The 16,144-nt window shown below is 50.3% G+C and carries 17 protein-coding genes; 5 read left to right on the forward strand and 12 right to left on the reverse strand.

Annotated features, from left to right (window positions below; genetic code table 11):
- Positions 1-58: 58 nt before the first annotated feature.
- The 3 genes from NW212_RS05510 to NW212_RS05520 all read right to left on the reverse strand — a co-directional run bounded on the left by NW212_RS05510 (position 59) and on the right by NW212_RS05520 (position 2,524).
- A complete protein-coding gene (locus NW212_RS05510) occupies positions 59-1,351 on the reverse strand; it encodes a pitrilysin family protein (protein WP_258337648.1) in 1,293 nt (430 codons plus the stop codon).
- Positions 1,348-2,109 (reverse strand): 3-deoxy-manno-octulosonate cytidylyltransferase, encoded by a 762-nt coding sequence (kdsB, locus tag NW212_RS05515; RefSeq protein ID WP_258337649.1) that lies wholly within the window; start codon positions 2,107-2,109, stop codon positions 1,348-1,350. Before kdsB ends, NW212_RS05510 begins: the two co-directional genes overlap by 4 nt.
- A 289-nt stretch (positions 2,110-2,398) precedes the next feature.
- Positions 2,399-2,524, reverse strand: coding sequence for a hypothetical protein (locus NW212_RS05520; protein WP_258337650.1), 126 nt, complete (start codon positions 2,522-2,524; stop codon positions 2,399-2,401).
- Positions 2,525-2,959: 435 nt separating this feature from the next.
- Between NW212_RS05520 and NW212_RS05525 the strand changes: the two genes are divergently transcribed.
- Both NW212_RS05525 and NW212_RS05530 read left to right on the forward strand, forming a co-directional pair.
- Positions 2,960-3,907, forward strand: a complete 948-nt coding sequence (locus NW212_RS05525) for an aldo/keto reductase (RefSeq protein ID WP_258337651.1) — start codon at positions 2,960-2,962, stop codon at positions 3,905-3,907.
- Between the two features lie 138 nt (positions 3,908-4,045).
- Positions 4,046-4,633: a sugar O-acetyltransferase gene (locus NW212_RS05530; protein ID WP_258337652.1), complete on the forward strand. Its 588-nt coding sequence runs from the start codon at positions 4,046-4,048 to the stop codon at positions 4,631-4,633.
- A 59-nt stretch (positions 4,634-4,692) separates the two neighbouring features.
- Here the strand turns inward: NW212_RS05530 and NW212_RS05535 are convergent, their stop codons facing one another.
- Both NW212_RS05535 and NW212_RS05540 read right to left on the reverse strand, forming a co-directional pair.
- The gene (locus tag NW212_RS05535) at positions 4,693-5,538 is read right to left on the reverse strand and encodes an aldo/keto reductase (RefSeq protein ID WP_258337653.1); all 846 of its coding nucleotides are present in this window, start codon (positions 5,536-5,538) and stop codon (positions 4,693-4,695) included.
- A 137-nt stretch (positions 5,539-5,675) separates the two neighbouring features.
- Entirely contained in the window at positions 5,676-7,529 is a 1,854-nt protein-coding gene (locus NW212_RS05540) for an alpha/beta hydrolase-fold protein (protein WP_258337654.1), read from the reverse strand.
- Positions 7,530-8,100: 571 nt separating this feature from the next.
- Here NW212_RS05540 and NW212_RS05545 point away from each other — a divergent pair.
- Both NW212_RS05545 and NW212_RS05550 read left to right on the forward strand, forming a co-directional pair.
- On the forward strand, positions 8,101-8,613 hold the full coding sequence (locus NW212_RS05545) for a helix-turn-helix transcriptional regulator (RefSeq protein ID WP_258337655.1): 513 nt from the start codon (positions 8,101-8,103) through the stop codon (positions 8,611-8,613).
- Positions 8,613-9,284, forward strand: coding sequence for a nucleotidyl transferase AbiEii/AbiGii toxin family protein (locus NW212_RS05550; RefSeq protein WP_258337656.1), 672 nt, complete (start codon positions 8,613-8,615; stop codon positions 9,282-9,284). The genes NW212_RS05545 and NW212_RS05550 overlap by 1 nt, the downstream gene beginning before the upstream one ends.
- A gap of 389 nt (positions 9,285-9,673) precedes the next feature.
- On the opposite strand, the gene NW212_RS05555 is transcribed toward NW212_RS05550, so the two are convergent.
- The 4 genes from NW212_RS05555 to NW212_RS05570 form a co-directional block, all read right to left on the reverse strand.
- Complete coding sequence (locus NW212_RS05555) at positions 9,674-10,282, reverse strand: hypothetical protein (protein WP_258337657.1); 609 nt, start codon at positions 10,280-10,282, stop codon at positions 9,674-9,676.
- 2 nt (positions 10,283-10,284) lie between these two features.
- Positions 10,285-10,629: a DUF3795 domain-containing protein gene (locus NW212_RS05560; protein ID WP_258337658.1), complete on the reverse strand. Its 345-nt coding sequence runs from the start codon at positions 10,627-10,629 to the stop codon at positions 10,285-10,287.
- Between the two features lie 5 nt (positions 10,630-10,634).
- Positions 10,635-11,315: a zinc ribbon domain-containing protein gene (locus tag NW212_RS05565; RefSeq protein ID WP_258337659.1), complete on the reverse strand. Its 681-nt coding sequence runs from the start codon at positions 11,313-11,315 to the stop codon at positions 10,635-10,637.
- A 62-nt stretch (positions 11,316-11,377) separates the two neighbouring features.
- A complete protein-coding gene (locus NW212_RS05570; protein WP_258337660.1) occupies positions 11,378-12,184 on the reverse strand; it encodes an AraC family transcriptional regulator in 807 nt (268 codons plus the stop codon).
- A 192-nt stretch (positions 12,185-12,376) separates the two neighbouring features.
- On the opposite strand from NW212_RS05570, the gene NW212_RS05575 reads away from it, so the two are divergent.
- Positions 12,377-13,396, forward strand: coding sequence for an aldo/keto reductase (locus tag NW212_RS05575; RefSeq protein WP_258337661.1), 1,020 nt, complete (start codon positions 12,377-12,379; stop codon positions 13,394-13,396).
- 89 nt (positions 13,397-13,485) lie between these two features.
- Here the strand turns inward: NW212_RS05575 and NW212_RS05580 are convergent, their stop codons facing one another.
- Genes NW212_RS05580 through NW212_RS05590 form a run of 3 tightly spaced genes read right to left on the reverse strand, consistent with a single transcriptional unit; the run spans position 13,486 to position 16,135 of the window.
- The gene (locus NW212_RS05580; protein ID WP_258337662.1) at positions 13,486-14,031 is read right to left on the reverse strand and encodes a methylated-DNA--[protein]-cysteine S-methyltransferase; all 546 of its coding nucleotides are present in this window, start codon (positions 14,029-14,031) and stop codon (positions 13,486-13,488) included.
- Between the two features lie 18 nt (positions 14,032-14,049).
- Positions 14,050-14,901 carry an SDR family oxidoreductase gene (locus NW212_RS05585; RefSeq protein WP_258337719.1) on the reverse strand — a complete coding sequence of 284 codons (852 nt, stop codon included), beginning with the start codon at positions 14,899-14,901 and terminating at the stop codon, positions 14,050-14,052.
- Complete coding sequence (locus tag NW212_RS05590) at positions 14,891-16,135, reverse strand: NADH:flavin oxidoreductase (RefSeq protein ID WP_258337663.1); 1,245 nt, start codon at positions 16,133-16,135, stop codon at positions 14,891-14,893. The genes NW212_RS05585 and NW212_RS05590 overlap by 11 nt, the downstream gene beginning before the upstream one ends.
- Positions 16,136-16,144 lie beyond the last annotated feature (9 nt).

A 16,144-nucleotide genomic window follows, 5' to 3' on the forward strand; every position in this document is an offset into this window, starting at 1 on the left:
TTCTTGTTAATTATAGAGTTCAAAATTAATTTTTTTGGTCAGTAATCGGATTCCGGATTCATACTTTTTTACCAGCCACCACCTCTATTAAATTTTCTTTGCAGAAGTACTTCCGCGAAAGCGACAGAATATCTTCGGAGGAAATGTCGCGCACGGCGGCAAGCGAGCGGTCATAAAAGTCATAATCCAGTCCCGATGCTTCGATAAAGATCCATGCGTCAGAAAGCGAAAAGGGGCTTTCGTATGAACGGCATATATCACCAAGCATATAGTTGCGCACCATGTCCAGCTCTTCGTCCGACACGCGCTCCTCCCTCAGCCTGTCCATTTCATGATAGACCTCTTTTATCACTTGCTCCACGTATTCGTTTCCGGTTTCCGTGCTGATCATCAGCAGTCCGGTTCCCGGATAAACGACCAGCCCCGCTCCGATTCCGTAGGTATAACCTTTGTCTTCGCGTATGTTCGACATAAGCCGGCTGCCAAAATAGCCGCCGAAGAGGGTTACCAGTACACGCAGCTTCAGGTAGTCCGGATGCTTCCGGTCGAGCGTAAATCCGCCCATCTTCACCGAACTCTGCATCGCATCCTCTTTCTCCACGAACACGCGCTTGCGGGTATCCGTAATTATAACCGGCTGGGGAAGGACAAAATCGGACGAGCGTTCGCCCCACTCCGCATCCCCGAACAGCCTTTCCACGCAACGGACCGTGTCTGGAGTAACACGTCCGGACAGATAAGCCGAACAATTGCCCGAACGATAGAACCTGCGGTAATATTCCTTCAGGCTTTCCACGCCGATACGGTCATAGTCATCCAGTTCGGCATACCTGCCTAACGGATGCCTCTCTCCGAAGAGCGAACGGCAGAGCTGCTTGCGCGAAAGCACGTCCACCCGCTGGTTGTTCACCATAAACTGATGCTTGTGGATATCGCGGATCACAGCAAATTCTTTTTCCGGAAACACAGACTCCATAACCATTGAGGCCACCACTTCAAGCGTCTTGCTGAAATAGCGCGACAGCGAATAGAGTGTCACATAACTGCAATCCACCGACACTGAAAGATCAAGCCACGCTCCATAATAGTCCAGCGTTTCAGCGATCTCCGCCGACGAAAGGTTACGCGTCCCTTCCCTGAGCATACGGTTCGTAAACACAGCCTGCAAGGGCTGTTCCTGCTGAAGCTGTCCGCTTTTAATCACCAGGTCAAAACGCACGACATCTTCACTTCCTGCTTCTATGGTAAAGAGCGGCATGCCGTTCCGCATCACGCGCCTTTCCGGACACACGATCGAAAAGTCATCCAACTGGCGGATTTCGGGAGCCACGGTTCTGTCAAGCGTACTCATCTCAATTCCGGGTGTTGGTTTAAAAATGCTTCTGCCCGCTCCAGATCCTGCGGCGTATCAATGCCGATCGTTTCCACATCGCTGATGCCCACCTTGACGGTATAGCCGTTTTCAAGCCAGCGCAACTGCTCGAGCGACTCTGCCAGCTCAAGCGGCGACTGGGGCAATGCGGTGATTTCCTTCAAGACCGAAGCCCTGTATGCGTAAAGTCCGATGTGCTTGTAGTATACATGATTTGCCAGCCAATCCTTACGGTCGCGGCTGCGCTGGAACGGAATGATGGAGCGGCTGAAATAAAGTGCCTGCATCTGCCTGTTCACCACTACTTTCGGCGAATTTACATTTTCAAGCGCATCGAATCCGTCTTCCGGACGGAAAGGTTTCACCAACGTAGCTATTTGAGTCGCCTCATCATCAAAACAAGCCTTCACCGCCTCCAGCTGCGAGCGCTGAATGAAAGGTTCGTCGCCTTGGATGTTCACTACCACATCATACCCTTTCCCTGCCTTGCAATAGGCTTCATAGCAACGGTCGGTTCCGCTTTTATGATTGACGGATGTCATGACAACCTTGCCGCCGAAAGCTTCTACAGCCTTTTCAATCCGTTCGTCGTCGGTTGCCACACAGACGTCGTCCAAAACGCCTGCCACCTGTTCATACACTCTCTGAATCACAGGCTTTCCTCCCAACATAGCCAAAGGCTTCGCAGGAAAACGTGTGGATGCATATCTTGCCGGAATTATTCCTATAAACTTCATAACTGGATAACTTTTAGAATCGGTTGACAAAGTTAAGAAAATTCTGTGGAAAAACCGCCGGATTCCGGCAGATTAGCAAAAGATATTTCTGTTCCTTTTGCGTAACTTGCCCGTCAAAATCATTGTCCATACAGTTCTGTAGGAGGCTCAAAGTGCAGCTGCCGTTTGCGGTTTATTTCCTCTGGAAAATCCTTGAAGGCCTGATATATTTTCGCAAGCCTGCCACACCATCGCCATGCAAAACGGATTTCCTGGTGAACTTCCACCATCTTTCAATAATGTTCATCGGTTACGGGATCGCCGCATCTGATTCCGCCTGCAAAAATAATTTCAGATGAACAACATCACACGCTATCTTGAAATCTTTCTCCTTGTCGAGAGAGTGCCCTATTTGCAAGCCATCAGGTTGTTTCATGGTTCCGAGTCTTTTCGACAAAAGTAATTCATTTCTTTGACACGAACCATTGTTGCTTTGGGAAAGAGCATATTTCACAACAATTTAAGGAACTGCCATCTGGCAAATTGGACAAACGACACCTGATTTCTACATAGTTCCTTGAATGGAAGTTTATCTGCACCAAGAGCCTCCTCTAACATAAAGCTGTTATTCCGACAGCTATTTTACCGCAAAAACAGCACATCCTCCCGAATTTTATGTAAGTCCGTTTACACGGGCATCACCTACCTTTGCATCAACCACAGAAGACATCAAGAGTGGGAAATAAAAAGAGCGGCAGTAATACCAGCCGATGCAGTATGCTGAGACTGACGGAAGCCACTGTTGTGAACGGTGTCATTGCCATCTCCGCCTTATTGCAAACAGACAATTATTCAGTTTATAAAAAAGAGTATGGAATCACTAAAAAAACTTCTGCTGGCCGCCTTGATACTATGTGGCGGCGTATGTGCTACCTGTGCACAAGAGAAAACAACGACGGCCGGTGTGCCGATGGTCAAGTTGAACAACGGCGTGGAGATGCCCCGCTTCGGCATCGGCACATTCCTCCAGCCCAGTGACGAAGTGTGCGAACAGTCGTGCCTCACTGCCTTGAAAGCCGGATATCGGCACATCGACACGGCCCATGCCTATCAGGACGAAGCGGGCGTGGGGCGTGCAGTCAAGGAAAGCGGTATACCTCGCGAGGAAATCTGGATTACCAGCAAACTCTGGCCCACGGAATACGGCGAGGGAAAGACGCTGAAAGCCATCGACGAGATGCTGAAGCGGATGCAACTGGATTACATCGACCTGCTCTATGTTCACCAGCCCGTGGGCGACTTCGTAGGCGCATGGAAAGACATGGAAAAGGCGGTGAAGATGGGCAAAGTGCGTGCCCTCGGCATCAGCAACTTCGATGCGAACGATGAGGTGTGGAACACGATTATGAAAGCAGCGACTATCAAGCCTCAAGTACTCCAGATAGAGTGCCACCCTTACGCCCAGCGGTTGGAGATGCGCAAGAAAGCCGCAAAAGAAGGGATACAGATGGAATGCTGGTTCCCGTTGGGAGGTGCCATGTCGGGCGGTGCCCTGTTCAAAGACCCCGTAATAAAGAAGATAGCCGAAGCCCACGGCAAGACCCCGGCACAGGTCATCCTACGCTGGCACATCCAGGAAGGCTTCTCCGTCATCCCCGGTGCATCGAATCCCGACTACATCAAGGAGAACATCCAAATCTTCGACTTCCAGTTGACCGACGACGAGATGCAGCAGATGCGCTCGCTCAACAAGGAGAAGCGTTTCTTCAACGCCACGCTGGAAGATGTAGAAAAGATGGTGTGGGGAGCAAGGCTGTGATGGCTTGACATACGTAAATGATATAGAGAAGCATCTCTGTGGAGGCACGGAGGTGCTTTCCTGATTTTATGACTATAACTTTTGCCCTCTCCCTGATTTTCGCTATCTTCACAAGCGAACCATAAAAAATCTACAAACATGAAGACAGAATACGAAAAATGTATGGCAGGCGAACCTTTCAACGGAGGCCGGGACCCGAAGATAATGGAAATGACAGTGCGGGCAAAACGCCTGCTGGCGCAACTCAACGCCACGGACTACGCTGATACCGGACGCAAACAGGCTTTGCCGAGCCAACTGTTCGGCAGTATCGGGAAGGGGGTTCACGTGGACATCGACTTCCATTGCGAATACGGCAAGCACATCTTCGTCGGCGATAAGGTTATCATCAACATGAACTGTACCTTTGTGGACAATAACCGCATCGACATCGGCAACAACGTCCTGATTGCACCTAATGTGCAGATATACACCGCCACGCATTCCACCGATGTGCGCGAGCGAATGGCTTGGGATTGGATGGAGGGAAACGACATCTGCAACACCATCGCGCGTCCGGTCAGGATAGAAGACGGCGCATGGATAGGCGGCGGAGCAATCATCCTGCCCGGTGTGACGATTGGAGAAAATGCCGTTATCGGCGCGGGCAGCGTGGTGACGCACTCCATTCCGGCAAACTGCGTGGCGGTGGGGAATCCGTGTAGGGTGACTCGGAAACTCAAATAAAAGCCTATACAAAAAAACTCCCGCAACGGGTTCTCTGCGCTGCGGGAGTTCTTTTTTCTTTACCCGTATGTCTCAATTAGGAACTTCACCAACTGCGGGTCGCCGAAATTCACCGTTCCCGCATCGTGACAGTTGAGTGTGGCAATACGTTTCATTTCTTCATCGGTCAGCGTAAAGTCGAAGATGTCCAGATTCTGCCGCATACGCTCCACATGCGTGCTCTTGGGGATGGCGACGATGCCCCACTGCGTGAGCCAGCGCAGTGCCACCTGTGCGGCGGTCTTCCCGTAGCCTTCGCCAATGGAAGCAAGCTGTTCGTTCTTTACCACATCTTCGGCACCCTCACCGCCAAGCGGCCCCCATGCCATCATCTTCGTGTCGTGTTCTGCGAGAAGCGGCTCGATGCCCTGTTGCTGGACGAGCGGATTGCATTGCAACTGGTTCACCATCGGCTTGATGTCCACATAGTGGGCGAAGTCGAAGAAACGTCCTGCCTGAAAATTGCTTACACCGATGGCACGCACCTTGCCTGCCCGGTAGGCTTTCTCCATCGCCCTCCACGAGCCGAACACGTCGCCGTATGCCTGATGGATGAGCAGCAGATCGATATAGTCGGTCTTCAACTTGCGCAGGCTCTCGTCGATACTTGCTGCCGCTCTCTCCTCGCCTGCATTCGAAATCCATACTTTCGTCACCAGAAAAATGTCCTGCCGGACAATATCGCTCTTGCTTATGGCATTTCCTACACCTTCCTCGTTGAAGTAAGCCTGCGCCGTGTCAATCAGGCGATAACCCACATTCAGCGCATCGCTTACGCACCGTTCACATTCCTGCGGAGCTACCTTGAACACTCCGTAACCCAATAGCGGCATTTCCACGCCGTTGCTCAGTTTGATTGTTTCCATATTGTCTTTGTTTAATCGGTTCCCTATACATACAAAGGTACGGCATAATGTTGCATCCTTCCATACACGGATTACAGACGGTCGTACCTTTTTTACGGATTGTCCGGAATGAGGCAGTTTTAAATATGCTCCATCGATTATCGGTTTTCTTCCCAAAAACGGACAGCATCCGTCAGCCAGCCTTCAGCCACCGTCCCCGTGCCAAGTCCGAAACCGTGAGGATGCCCGTCGTAAGCATGAAATTCGGTCGGGATGCCGAGGGAGGAAAGACCTTGCAGCCGCCGTTGCATGGTGCGCCATGAGGCAATGCCGTCGTTCGTACCGACACAGGCGTACGTTGCCGCGTCTTGCGAACTAACCGTGCCATAACCCGTATATTGCATGATGACAGCCGAGGCTTGCGGAATATCCGTGCGTCCGGTGAGTTCTTGCAAGTAATCCTCATTGCCGAGCACAGCCGCCATGCGTGCTCCTGCCGAACCTCCCCAAAGCGAATAGCCGGAAGCGCTTACGCCCAGCTCATCGGCATGGTCATAAATATAAGTGATGGCGCGGGCAAGGTCTTCGTAGGCATATTCCGGACGGTAAATGAGCGCAAAAGCATTGTACCCAAGTTTGGACAGTTCAAGAGCATGAGGAAAGCTGTCGTGCATGGCTCCGACATACGCGAATGCACCACCGGCATTGCAGACGGCAAAGGGCGCACCCGGATTTCCCCGGAAAAAGAACAGTCCCGTATTGCGCTTCTGCGGGTCGTCCTGCTTTTCGGCCTCCGTATAAATGTCAAGAAATACGCTGCCGGCATGTGCCTTCAGGTAATTGCAGATTTCAACGGTCTTGTCCGGGTCTATGTAGTTATACCACACCAAGCGCAACTGTTCCAAAGTCTCGCCGCTCCAATAGCCCTCGTCTACGGGGAAAATCAGCCGTCCCCAATTACCGAAAGCCGGGTCATTCATAACATCACTGATACGGCTTGTGCGGGTGAAAGATTGCCCCGCTTCAGGCGGAAAGAAAAACGGCAGAGCATTATATACAAACTCCACGACGGAATTGTAATCGTGTTGCCCTCCCTCTCGCTGGTGGTAAGAAAAGTTATGGGGAGTAAACACATCGGTCAGCTGCATACATGCCATCGCCTGATTATGGGTCTGATAAAAGCGTGCATCCTGTGTTCCCACGGCGTGCCATACGTGAAAACCGTTATCCGTTCCGTAAGGCGATGCCTGAACTACCGAAGCAAGAAACTGAGCCGTCTGCTCCGGCACCGTCTGTCCGCCAAAAATCGAAACGTGCCAACTGTCACCACTCATCGGCAGGAAAAAGCGTTGCAAGTCGAAACAATGTTCAAAGATATACCATGTCGTCACACTGCCCAGCGAGAAGCCGCCGAAAGCCCGGTGGTCACGCGATGCCACGATACCTGCCCGGTCAGTCGTTTCAGCGTATGTCGAGAAGCGGCTTTCAACGGCAGGAATCAGGTCATTCTCATATTCATTATGGAACACAGCGATTTCCTCGCACGATTCACCCCAATCTTTTGCCCGGTTGTCTTTGTCCCACGTGGGCGACACCACGATGACAGGCTTGCAATCTCCTTGCTGAATCATCCAGTCCAAAATGTTCTTCTGTGCGCCGCCCAATGTTTCAAATGTTTCCTCTGCCGTTCCCGTCCATCCGTGCATCAGGTAGACGACATCGTATTGCCGGCTCTCGTCATATCCGTAAGGCAGATAGACATAGGCAGGCTTCCGCGCGGCAGGACGGTCATCGCGGGTATAATCTTTCGATTCATATTCGATTCTTACTACCTGCCCCTGCTCTGTTGCCTCCGAAAAGTATTGATTGGGAACAGGATGGGTCATCTGAATCTGAAAACTGTCAGTATTGGTTGTTCCGTTTCCATTCATATCAGTAGGGATTTCTGTTTTTTCCGTACAAGACCATAGTCCTGTCATCATAGCAGCCATTATGATTGCAATGTAGGTCATTCTTCTCATCATTTCATTACTTTACGGCTGCAAAGTTCAGCATAATTCTTGTGCCGACTATTACACTAATTACTGCAAGTACCTACATTTTTGCGGTTTGTTATACAAAACGGATGCGCTTTACATACCCACAGAAGCCGTTTTCTGTTTCCACTAAATCAGAAAACATCATTTGATCGCTATACACACCTTTCATACTACTATTCTCTTTGGGTGATTTGACATTTACGCCTATTCAATATATCCACAATAAGGGAATATATCCCCTTCTTTTGAGATATTCTCATAGCTGTGTGACCAATTGATTATAAGAAATTTTGCCTGAATTATAGGGAAGATTAGCGCACTTACAATCCTACAATAAAACAGTCCCATTGGCAAAGTTAAATATACGCTAATTTAATTCCGCCAACGGGGTATATATTACTTTATAATAAGGCAAACGACACATTGAAATATCTTTCAGAAAGATTATCTTTCTGAAAAGACCAAAAGAAAGCCAACAACCAAATTTGGTTATTTACAAAAACGAATGTATTTTTGTACTTGAACATATAAAACACAGCAATATATGTATGAGGAATATATCAAATCTGAAAGGACACCAGCAGGAAAAGTTCTGGAGCATATTTTGAGAAAAGCAAAAATAACCCAAAAGCAACTATCCATTAAGGCAGGTGTATATCCGCAAAGAATCAGTGAACTAATTAACGGAACAAGAGCTTTCACGATTCAGCAGTCCATTGCCATAGAAAGAGCTTTGGGGATAGGCATTGAAGGCTATTTCTACAAGATACAAGCCAATTATGAAGTCTATGCCTATCTGACCGAAAAAGAGAGGGAAACACACCCGGACCTGTCAAAATTCAGCATGGCATTATTTTGGGACACGAAAATAGAGAAAATCAACTGGATAAAAAACAAGGAATGGGTCATTCAGCGTATATTTGAATACGGAAACAGTCAGGAAATAGAAGAAGCCATAAGGTTTTACGGCAAAGAAACAATACAGGCTGTATTGCAGGACACACACAGCAAATGGAAAAAAGAAACAAGAGAAAAAAACTTTAAAGAATTTGTATAATGAAACTTCATTACGAAACCGTATCTCCCCAGTTAATCCGCTGCCTGAAAACGATTATGCAATCTGATGTATTCAAAGATTTCAACTTGGTTGGTGGAACGTGTCTACGTCTTCAATTAGGACACAGACGCTCCATAGACATAGATTTGTTTACAGCCATAGACTACGGAAGCATGAATGCCACCGCCATGAAAATTTTCTTGCAAGAAAACTTCCCATATTCAGAAAACCTAGACAGCTTAGACCTGCCAGCTTTGGGTTATTCTGTCCGCATCGGTGAATCTCCGGCTGACTGCATCAAAGCTGACTTCTTCTATACGGAAAACTTTATCTTCCCCGTCAAACAAACGGATGGCATCAGGCTTGCGGATATAAGAAAGATTGCGGCAATGAAAATCAAGGCAATCACTCAGGATGAGCCCAGACAAAAAGACTTTTGGGACATTTACGAACTCAGCAACACGTACAGCCTAAAAGAAATGATAGAATGGGCGATGATGCGTGATGAATGGAGCTTTACGGAAAACGATATAAAAGCCGGATTTGAAAGAATCTTTGATCTCAAAGAATGCCCTGAAGGGATAGACTGTTACAGGGGCTATGCGTGGGAACTTATCAGCATGGATTTAAAGGCAGCCGCAGAAGAATATTTCAATCAGGGAAAAAACTAAAATACTACATCCGGCAATGAAAGAATGGAGTATCAATAAATTTATGGAAAAGGCGGTTGCCAAATCGTTACCTTTGGTCCTCAAATACTCTGCTAAAAGTTTATTCTTCAAACGGTTGCATCAAACTGATGAAAATCTAAAACAGCAAACACTTTTGCCATTTATTGGCAATATGCTACCTTTGTTTCAGAGTTGATGAAGTAGAATACCGCATATCGCAGAAATAGCGACTGTTGCCAAGTCATGCCTCATTCTTTGAGAAATGCTCATAAGTGGCTTATTTCTAATACATTCCTATTTACATATCGTTTTTTTTACACAAAACGGATGCACTTCACATACCCACAGATTCTTGTCTTAATCGCAATTTTCCAAATATGACAGCCCCTTTACCTTTCTTTTGATATGTATGGCGGATAATTGTCCTTAGACAATCCTTTTGCCAATGTGTCAGGATTTACCTCCCAAAGCGTAGGCAGATACTCAAAGACAACTTTCCCTTTGTCAAGATAAAATCTGGCTTTAGAATCAAAAGCCACTGGCTTATATTGATTTTCGCCTATCAGATTATCCCTATACAGCAACTGGCTCTCTTGCCATCTCAATTCTTTCTTATCTAAAACCACATCAAATATTCCGCAAACGACTGCTTCCATTGTGGAATTATTTACCGTAGTCGAAACGCAATGCATATAGCCGGTCAGTTGGTTAGTGCTTTTCCGCATGGCTAATTCATAACAAAACATACTCGTTCCCGTATAATCTTTAACAACCGTTGTCCTCACCCCTTGTTCATCCAAGTTATACACCAACTCATGGGTTACAGTGGTCATATTGAATTTGAAGCCGTTTTCTGTTTCCACTAAATCAGAAAACATCATTTGATCGCTATACACACCTTCCATACGCCCTTCTCCAAGTTTGTAAATTATATCGTCAGTAAACAAGGTCTTACCGATGATGGTTTCTCTCAGAAAACGAATGACTGAATCTTTCATTTCTATTTTCTTTTAATGGTCTGACATTTACGTTGGGTCATTTCTTCGGCAAAAGCCTGTTCGCCATGTTCCTTGATGTAATGGATGCAGGCGGCACGGTCGGAATTGAACAGGAAAGCGAACACCTTGCCTATCCAATTGGAAAACACCTTGCATTCCTTTACATCATGGGAGCATTCAGCGCAGGTATTGAACTTGTTTTCTTGACAACACGAACGGATTTTACACCAGGTCGCCTTTTCATTGCATTTGCATCCGGGGCATTTCCCTGTCAAGAACTTGCGGCAAGCTCCGCAATAAAGACCGCAAGCGGCGATGTTGTGCGTATCGGATACGACAGATTTCATAAATATCAGATGTTGGAGTGAGAAAATTCACCGTTAATCCAGAAGGTGGCTTCCTTGCCAACGAAGTGAAGAAGCACATAATTCGGGTCGTTCGGTCCGCCGGGGAAATGATAGGCAAACCAGTCTTGCCACATTTCCTTGCGGATGGCATCGTCCGTGATAACCTCTACCGTTCCGCGTAGGGCAACCCCGTCTCCGTAATGGTCATAACAAAGACCCGCCTTGTCGTTCGCCTTAAAATCATTGACCTTTACAGAATCGGCGCTTGTCGCCATCCACACCTCATGGAAACCCTTTGCTCCAATCTTGGACATCTGCACAGGCCGGGGATAACCGTTGGCATCAATGGAAGCGACCGTCACGTTCTCGCATTGGGCAAGCAAATGGGTTGCTTTTTCCGCCAGTGTCCGTTCGTCTTTTTCTTTCCACCGTTTCAGGCGCGGGAAGTATTGAAGCATTTGTTCTTTGGCCTGTATGGGAGTTAGGTTACATCCAGCCTGTGCATTCCATTGGTCTAAGAATTGCAGGCAGAACTCAATCATTTGCCCCATCGTGAAATCCTGGGTAAACGCGCCGTTCTTGTAACAATACATGCAATAATCCTCGCTACGGCTTCCATTGGCATTGGTTCCTCTGTTCTCATCGGTCAGGGGAATGCCGCAACTTTGACAAAATTGTTGTTCCATATATATCCTATTTAATGTCTATCTCTTTCTTTATAGGCGGTTATAGTTACTTAACAAGGATATCAGCCCCTATACTCCGTCGGGCTTACCCCCAGATGCTGCTGCACGTAACGGCTGAAATAGGCAGGCGATGAGAAACCGAACAGGTCGGAAATACGCACGAAGGTCAGCGACTTGTCGCGGAGCAGGCGGGAGATGTCGAGCACGGTGTAGCGGTTTATCCAGTAGTTGGCGGCGTAACCGCTTATCTTGCGGGAAACTTCGGACAGGTATTTGGGCGTAACGCACAGCTTGTCGGCATACCAGTTCACTTCGCGGTGTTCGCGGTACGTCCCGTTTTCCAGCATATTGAGAAATCCGTTCATAATTGCAGCACTTTGCTGCGGGATGTTGTCCACTCCGTAAAGATGGGAATGGAAATCGAAGAAATCAATAATCAGCATCTGTACGGAGGCTATCAGCAAGTCGCGGCGGAAATGATGGCCGGTCTGTGCCAGCCGCGCTTCCACCATCTCGAAATCCTTGCGGCACAACTCGCGTTGTTCGGCATTCAGTTTCATGATGGGATTGAGGAACAGGGCAAGCTGACCCTTCATGCCATAGTTGCTGAGCGGCGTGGAGAGTACGACAAATTCAGAGGTCACGTATATCACCTTTACCCGGAAATCGTCTGCCGGGCGAATGCGTTCCACCAGCTTGCCCTTGCGTACAATCATCAGGTCGCCCGCCTGCAGCTCGCGTTCCTCTCCGTTGTATTTCAGCCTGCAACTGCCTGCCAGACAAAGGGCATGGGCGAGGTAATTGCTGTAAGCGTCCGTGCCCAGTCCGTCCAGAGTATCCTTTATGATAATATTTTCCGTTTCTGCCATATCCTCATTTTCCTGTATTCCTCGCAAATATACATATTTCAAGCCGATAACTCCCGTAAGACTTCCCGGAACGCCTGCTTTTTTGCATTTATTGGACAAAAACGGAAATAAGTGCATGTCCTACCGCAATCCTTGTAAAGCGGTTTTTCTCCGGCCGCCGTAATTTTGCGACGATACAATAAGAATCAAAATATGAACTACAGAACATTAGGCTTGAGCGGACTGAGAGTGTCCGCCATAGGATTGGGATGCATGGGCATGAGCCACGCTTACGGCGCACCGGCAGACAGACGGGAGATGACCGAACTGCTGGCAGATGCGGTGGATATGGGCTACACGTTTTTCGACACGGCTGAAACATACGGCACCGCCGGCAATCCTCATGACAACGAGGAGCTGTTGGGAGAAGCCCTCAAACCTTTCCTAAACAGAATCGTCTTGGCAACCAAATTCGGCATTTCGTTTGAGAATCCGGAGGCGTCCGGCACACATGCCGTCATCACGGATTCGCGTCCGGAAACAATACGCCGTTCGGTCGAAGGCTCCCTGAAGAGGTTGCAGACCGACCATATCGACCTCTATTACCAGCATCGCACAGATCCGGAAACAGAACCGGAAACGGTGGCGTCCGTGATGGCCGGCCTGATAAAGGAGGGCAAGATTCTCCACTGGGGACTTTCGGAGGCAAGCGAAGCATACATCCGCAGGGCGCACCGTGTATGTCCCGTGACAGCCATACAAAACCGCTATTCGATGATGGCACGGTGGAACGAGTCCCTTTTTCCCGTGCTCGAAGAACTGGGCATCGGCTTCGTGGCCTTCTCTCCGCTTGCCAACGGCCTGCTCACCCGGTATTATACGGAAAACGACCGTTTCGATGCGGCTGATGACTACCGCGCTTCCATGCCCCAATTCCAGAAGGAGAGCTTCGGGCAGAACAAGGCGCTGTTCTCTCTCCTTGACAGGCTGGCAGAACAGAAGCACGCCACGCCTGCACAGATTTCTCTTGCCTGGATGATGTGCAAGAAGCCGTGGATCGTTCCCATTCCCGGCACGCGCAAACTATGCCGGCTGAAGGAGAACATCGGAGCGGCAGACATCTTGCTTTCTGCCGAAGAGATCAAAAACATAGATGCTGCCCTTGACGCGATGCCCATGAGCGACGTGTTCAGCGGTTCACCCGTAAAAGGCAGAGAAAAGCGGAAAGGCTGATTTGTCCGCCGGTATGCCATCCGCTGTTGAGCCTCTGCCGACAGTCTGACGTGAATTTCCATTCCATCGCAAATGAAGCTCATCGACAGCTATGTGGAAAAGCTGAAACAAGGCTGACCGCCAAAGCCGCGCTCCAGGTCCAGGAGATATTTTTTCGCGTCCGTTCCTCCGGCATATCCCGTAAGCGAGCCGTCTGCACCGATCACCCGGTGACAAGGCACAAACAGAGAAAGAGCGTTCGCACCGTTCGCATTCGCCACCGCACGCACAGCCCCAGGCATGCCCAGCCCGGCCGCCAGCCCGGCATAGGTGAGCGTACTGCCGTATGGGATTTCTTGCAGCAGCCTCCACACTTTCTGCTGAAAATCCGTGCCAGCAAAAAGCAAAGGGACGGTGAAGCCCCTCCGCCCGCCACGGAAATATTCGTCCAACTGTTTCGCGGCCTCTCCAACCACTTCCGAAGGAGATTCTTCAAACTCCGCCGCCAGCAGCCTGCGCAGCCTCCGCTCCACCCTGCCCGGATGCTTCTCCTCCGTCCAGTTGCAAAGGCAAAGCTTTCCGCCGAGCGAACCGAGCACCAGCTCTCCGCACGGAGAATGGTAACGCTGCGTCTGTATCACGTTTTCTTCTTTCATAAAACAACTGTTTTCAAACTACAACCATTTTTCCACAATCCCTTCTGTCCTTTCCCACAGCTCGCCCATCTGCACATGGCGCACATACTTGTCCGAAAGCGGCCTGGCGTGACTGTTCGCGTTCAATGTCCCGGTGCGCTTTCCGGCATCCTCGTCCAGCAGGAGGTGAATGGCCGTAGCGGCCCCCTGCAACGGCGTGCGTATGAACGGACGGAAAAAGATGTCGGTCAGCGGATCAAACCACATGTGCATCGTGATGATGTCGGTCGACACGATGCCGGGATCGGCCGCATTGACAACAATCCCTCTGTCTTTCACGCGCGAAGCGAGATCCAGAGTAAAAAGCGTCAGCGCAAGCTTCGTGTTGCTGTATACCGGGATGCGCCAGAACGAACCTTTCCGTCCGCGGGTAAAGAAGTCGGGAAAGTCCAGCCGCCCCACGGCATAGGTACACGAAACCATATTGACGATGCGGCTTCCCTCGCCCATCAGCGGCAGAAGCTTCCGCGACAGGAGGTAATGTCCCACGTAATTTACGCTCACCGTCCGCTCCAGTCCGTCTTCCGTGACGTGAAGCCCCGTTTCCATCGTGCCGGCGTTGTTCATCAGCAGGCCGATCCGCCTGCCCTCTTCCAGCATCCGTCCGGCAAACTCCGCCACCGACGCAAGCGAAGCGAGATCAAGGCTACGGATCTCGATCTGCAGGCCGGGCCGTTCCTGGAGCAGCCTTGCGCGCACTTCTTCGGCCTTCTGTCTGCGCAGGCAGGCCATGATCACCCGATAGCCCGCTCCGGCAACCGCCCGGGTTATTTCCCTGCCCATGCCTCCGTCCGCCCCCGTTATGACCGCCAGTTTTCCGTTATTCTCCATAGTCCGCAGCCTGCCGTTTTTCGATTTCATCAATTTCTTTTTTCAGGCACGGGGGAAGTTCTTCCTCCAGATGCTGGTGGCACGCCATCTCAAGGGTATACATCCGCGCGATGCAATAGTTGCTGTGGCGGCAGTTGCAGCGAGCCTTCTCGTCCGCACGCATGCGGTTGACGAACCCGGGGTCGTTGAGCAGCGCACGCGCCATCTGCACCGCCTCGAACCCGCAATCAAGCACCTCGTCTATTTTCTCGCGCGACACAAGCCCTCCCACATACACCAGCGGCATCCGTACTGCTTTTCTGAACTTCAGCGCGTCTTCCAGGAAATAAGCCTCCCTGAACGGAACGGAAGGTATCATCCATTTCCCCGCCAGACGGACGCCGCACTTCAGCCACCAGCACGTCATGTAGTGGGTCATGCTCCGGATCGGCATCTCTCCGCGCATCACATACATGGGAGCCTTGCTGACAAAGCCTCCGCTGAGGACCAGCGCGTGCGCGCCCGACTGCTCCAGCCGCCTGGCCACCTGAAGCGTTTCGTCAAGCTCCATGCCTCCCTTGAAGCCGTCGCGCATGTTCATTTTCACCAGCACGGCCATATCGTTTCCCGCCGCCTTCATCACTTCGTCCATCACCATATCCATGAAACGCATCCGGTTCTGCAGCGAGCCGCCGTATGCATCCTTGCGGCGGTTCGTGGCGGGCGACAGAAACTGGCTGATCAGGTAACCGTGGCCGGCATGGATTTCCACGGCATCGAAGCCCGACTCGCGGGCAAGGTTCACGGCATTGCCATAAGCCTTTGCCATTTCGGGAAGCTCGCCGGCACGGAGTCCGCGCACAAAGGTAGGCGAATAAAGGTTGAAGCCTCCGCTGGCTCCCACGGGCAGACAGCCGCAGATGCTCTTGTGCGACATGTTGCCGCAATGCCCCAGCTGGATGGCTGCAGCCGCTCCTTCCGCATGGACGGCATCGGTCAGCCGGCGCAGGCCGGGCACTATCTCGGGACGCATCCACAGCTGGCGGTCGAACGACAGGCCGCTTCTCGTGACAGCCGCATAGGCAACCGTGGTCATGCCCACGCCTCCCGCGGCAACCGAGCGATGGTAGTCGAGCAGCATCTGCGAAGGCTTGTTTCCGGGACACATGCTCTCAAAGGCGGCCGACCGGATGGTGCGGTTCCGCAACGTCAACGGTCCCAGTGTAACCGGTGTAAAAAGTTTCGAGTCTTTCATTTTTCTGCA

Origin of the sequence: Bacteroides sp. ET225 (assembly GCF_024733745.1) — a bacterium.
GTDB classification, from domain to species: domain Bacteria; phylum Bacteroidota; class Bacteroidia; order Bacteroidales; family Bacteroidaceae; genus Phocaeicola; species Phocaeicola excrementipullorum.

Bases quoted from the DNA above. Each gene is read 5' to 3' on its own strand.
- NW212_RS05510 (WP_258337648.1), bottom strand. From the start codon at position 1,351: ATGAGTACGCTTGACAGAACCGTGGCTCCCGAAATCCGCCAGTTGGAT.
- kdsB (WP_258337649.1), bottom strand. From the start codon at position 2,109: ATGAAGTTTATAGGAATAATTCCGGCAAGATATGCATCCACACGTTTT.
- NW212_RS05520 (WP_258337650.1), bottom strand. From the start codon at position 2,524: ATGAAACAACCTGATGGCTTGCAAATAGGGCACTCTCTCGACAAGGAG.
- NW212_RS05525 (WP_258337651.1), top strand. From the start codon at position 2,960: ATGGAATCACTAAAAAAACTTCTGCTGGCCGCCTTGATACTATGTGGC.
- NW212_RS05530 (WP_258337652.1), top strand. From the start codon at position 4,046: ATGAAGACAGAATACGAAAAATGTATGGCAGGCGAACCTTTCAACGGA.
- NW212_RS05535 (WP_258337653.1), bottom strand. From the start codon at position 5,538: ATGGAAACAATCAAACTGAGCAACGGCGTGGAAATGCCGCTATTGGGT.
- NW212_RS05540 (WP_258337654.1), bottom strand. From the start codon at position 7,529: ATGACCTACATTGCAATCATAATGGCTGCTATGATGACAGGACTATGG.
- NW212_RS05545 (WP_258337655.1), top strand. From the start codon at position 8,101: ATGTATGAGGAATATATCAAATCTGAAAGGACACCAGCAGGAAAAGTT.
- NW212_RS05550 (WP_258337656.1), top strand. From the start codon at position 8,613: ATGAAACTTCATTACGAAACCGTATCTCCCCAGTTAATCCGCTGCCTG.
- NW212_RS05555 (WP_258337657.1), bottom strand. From the start codon at position 10,282: ATGAAAGATTCAGTCATTCGTTTTCTGAGAGAAACCATCATCGGTAAG.
- NW212_RS05560 (WP_258337658.1), bottom strand. From the start codon at position 10,629: ATGAAATCTGTCGTATCCGATACGCACAACATCGCCGCTTGCGGTCTT.
- NW212_RS05565 (WP_258337659.1), bottom strand. From the start codon at position 11,315: ATGGAACAACAATTTTGTCAAAGTTGCGGCATTCCCCTGACCGATGAG.
- NW212_RS05570 (WP_258337660.1), bottom strand. From the start codon at position 12,184: ATGGCAGAAACGGAAAATATTATCATAAAGGATACTCTGGACGGACTG.
- NW212_RS05575 (WP_258337661.1), top strand. From the start codon at position 12,377: ATGAACTACAGAACATTAGGCTTGAGCGGACTGAGAGTGTCCGCCATA.
- NW212_RS05580 (WP_258337662.1), bottom strand. From the start codon at position 14,031: ATGAAAGAAGAAAACGTGATACAGACGCAGCGTTACCATTCTCCGTGC.
- NW212_RS05585 (WP_258337719.1), bottom strand. From the start codon at position 14,901: ATGGAGAATAACGGAAAACTGGCGGTCATAACGGGGGCGGACGGAGGC.
- NW212_RS05590 (WP_258337663.1), bottom strand. From the start codon at position 16,135: ATGAAAGACTCGAAACTTTTTACACCGGTTACACTGGGACCGTTGACG.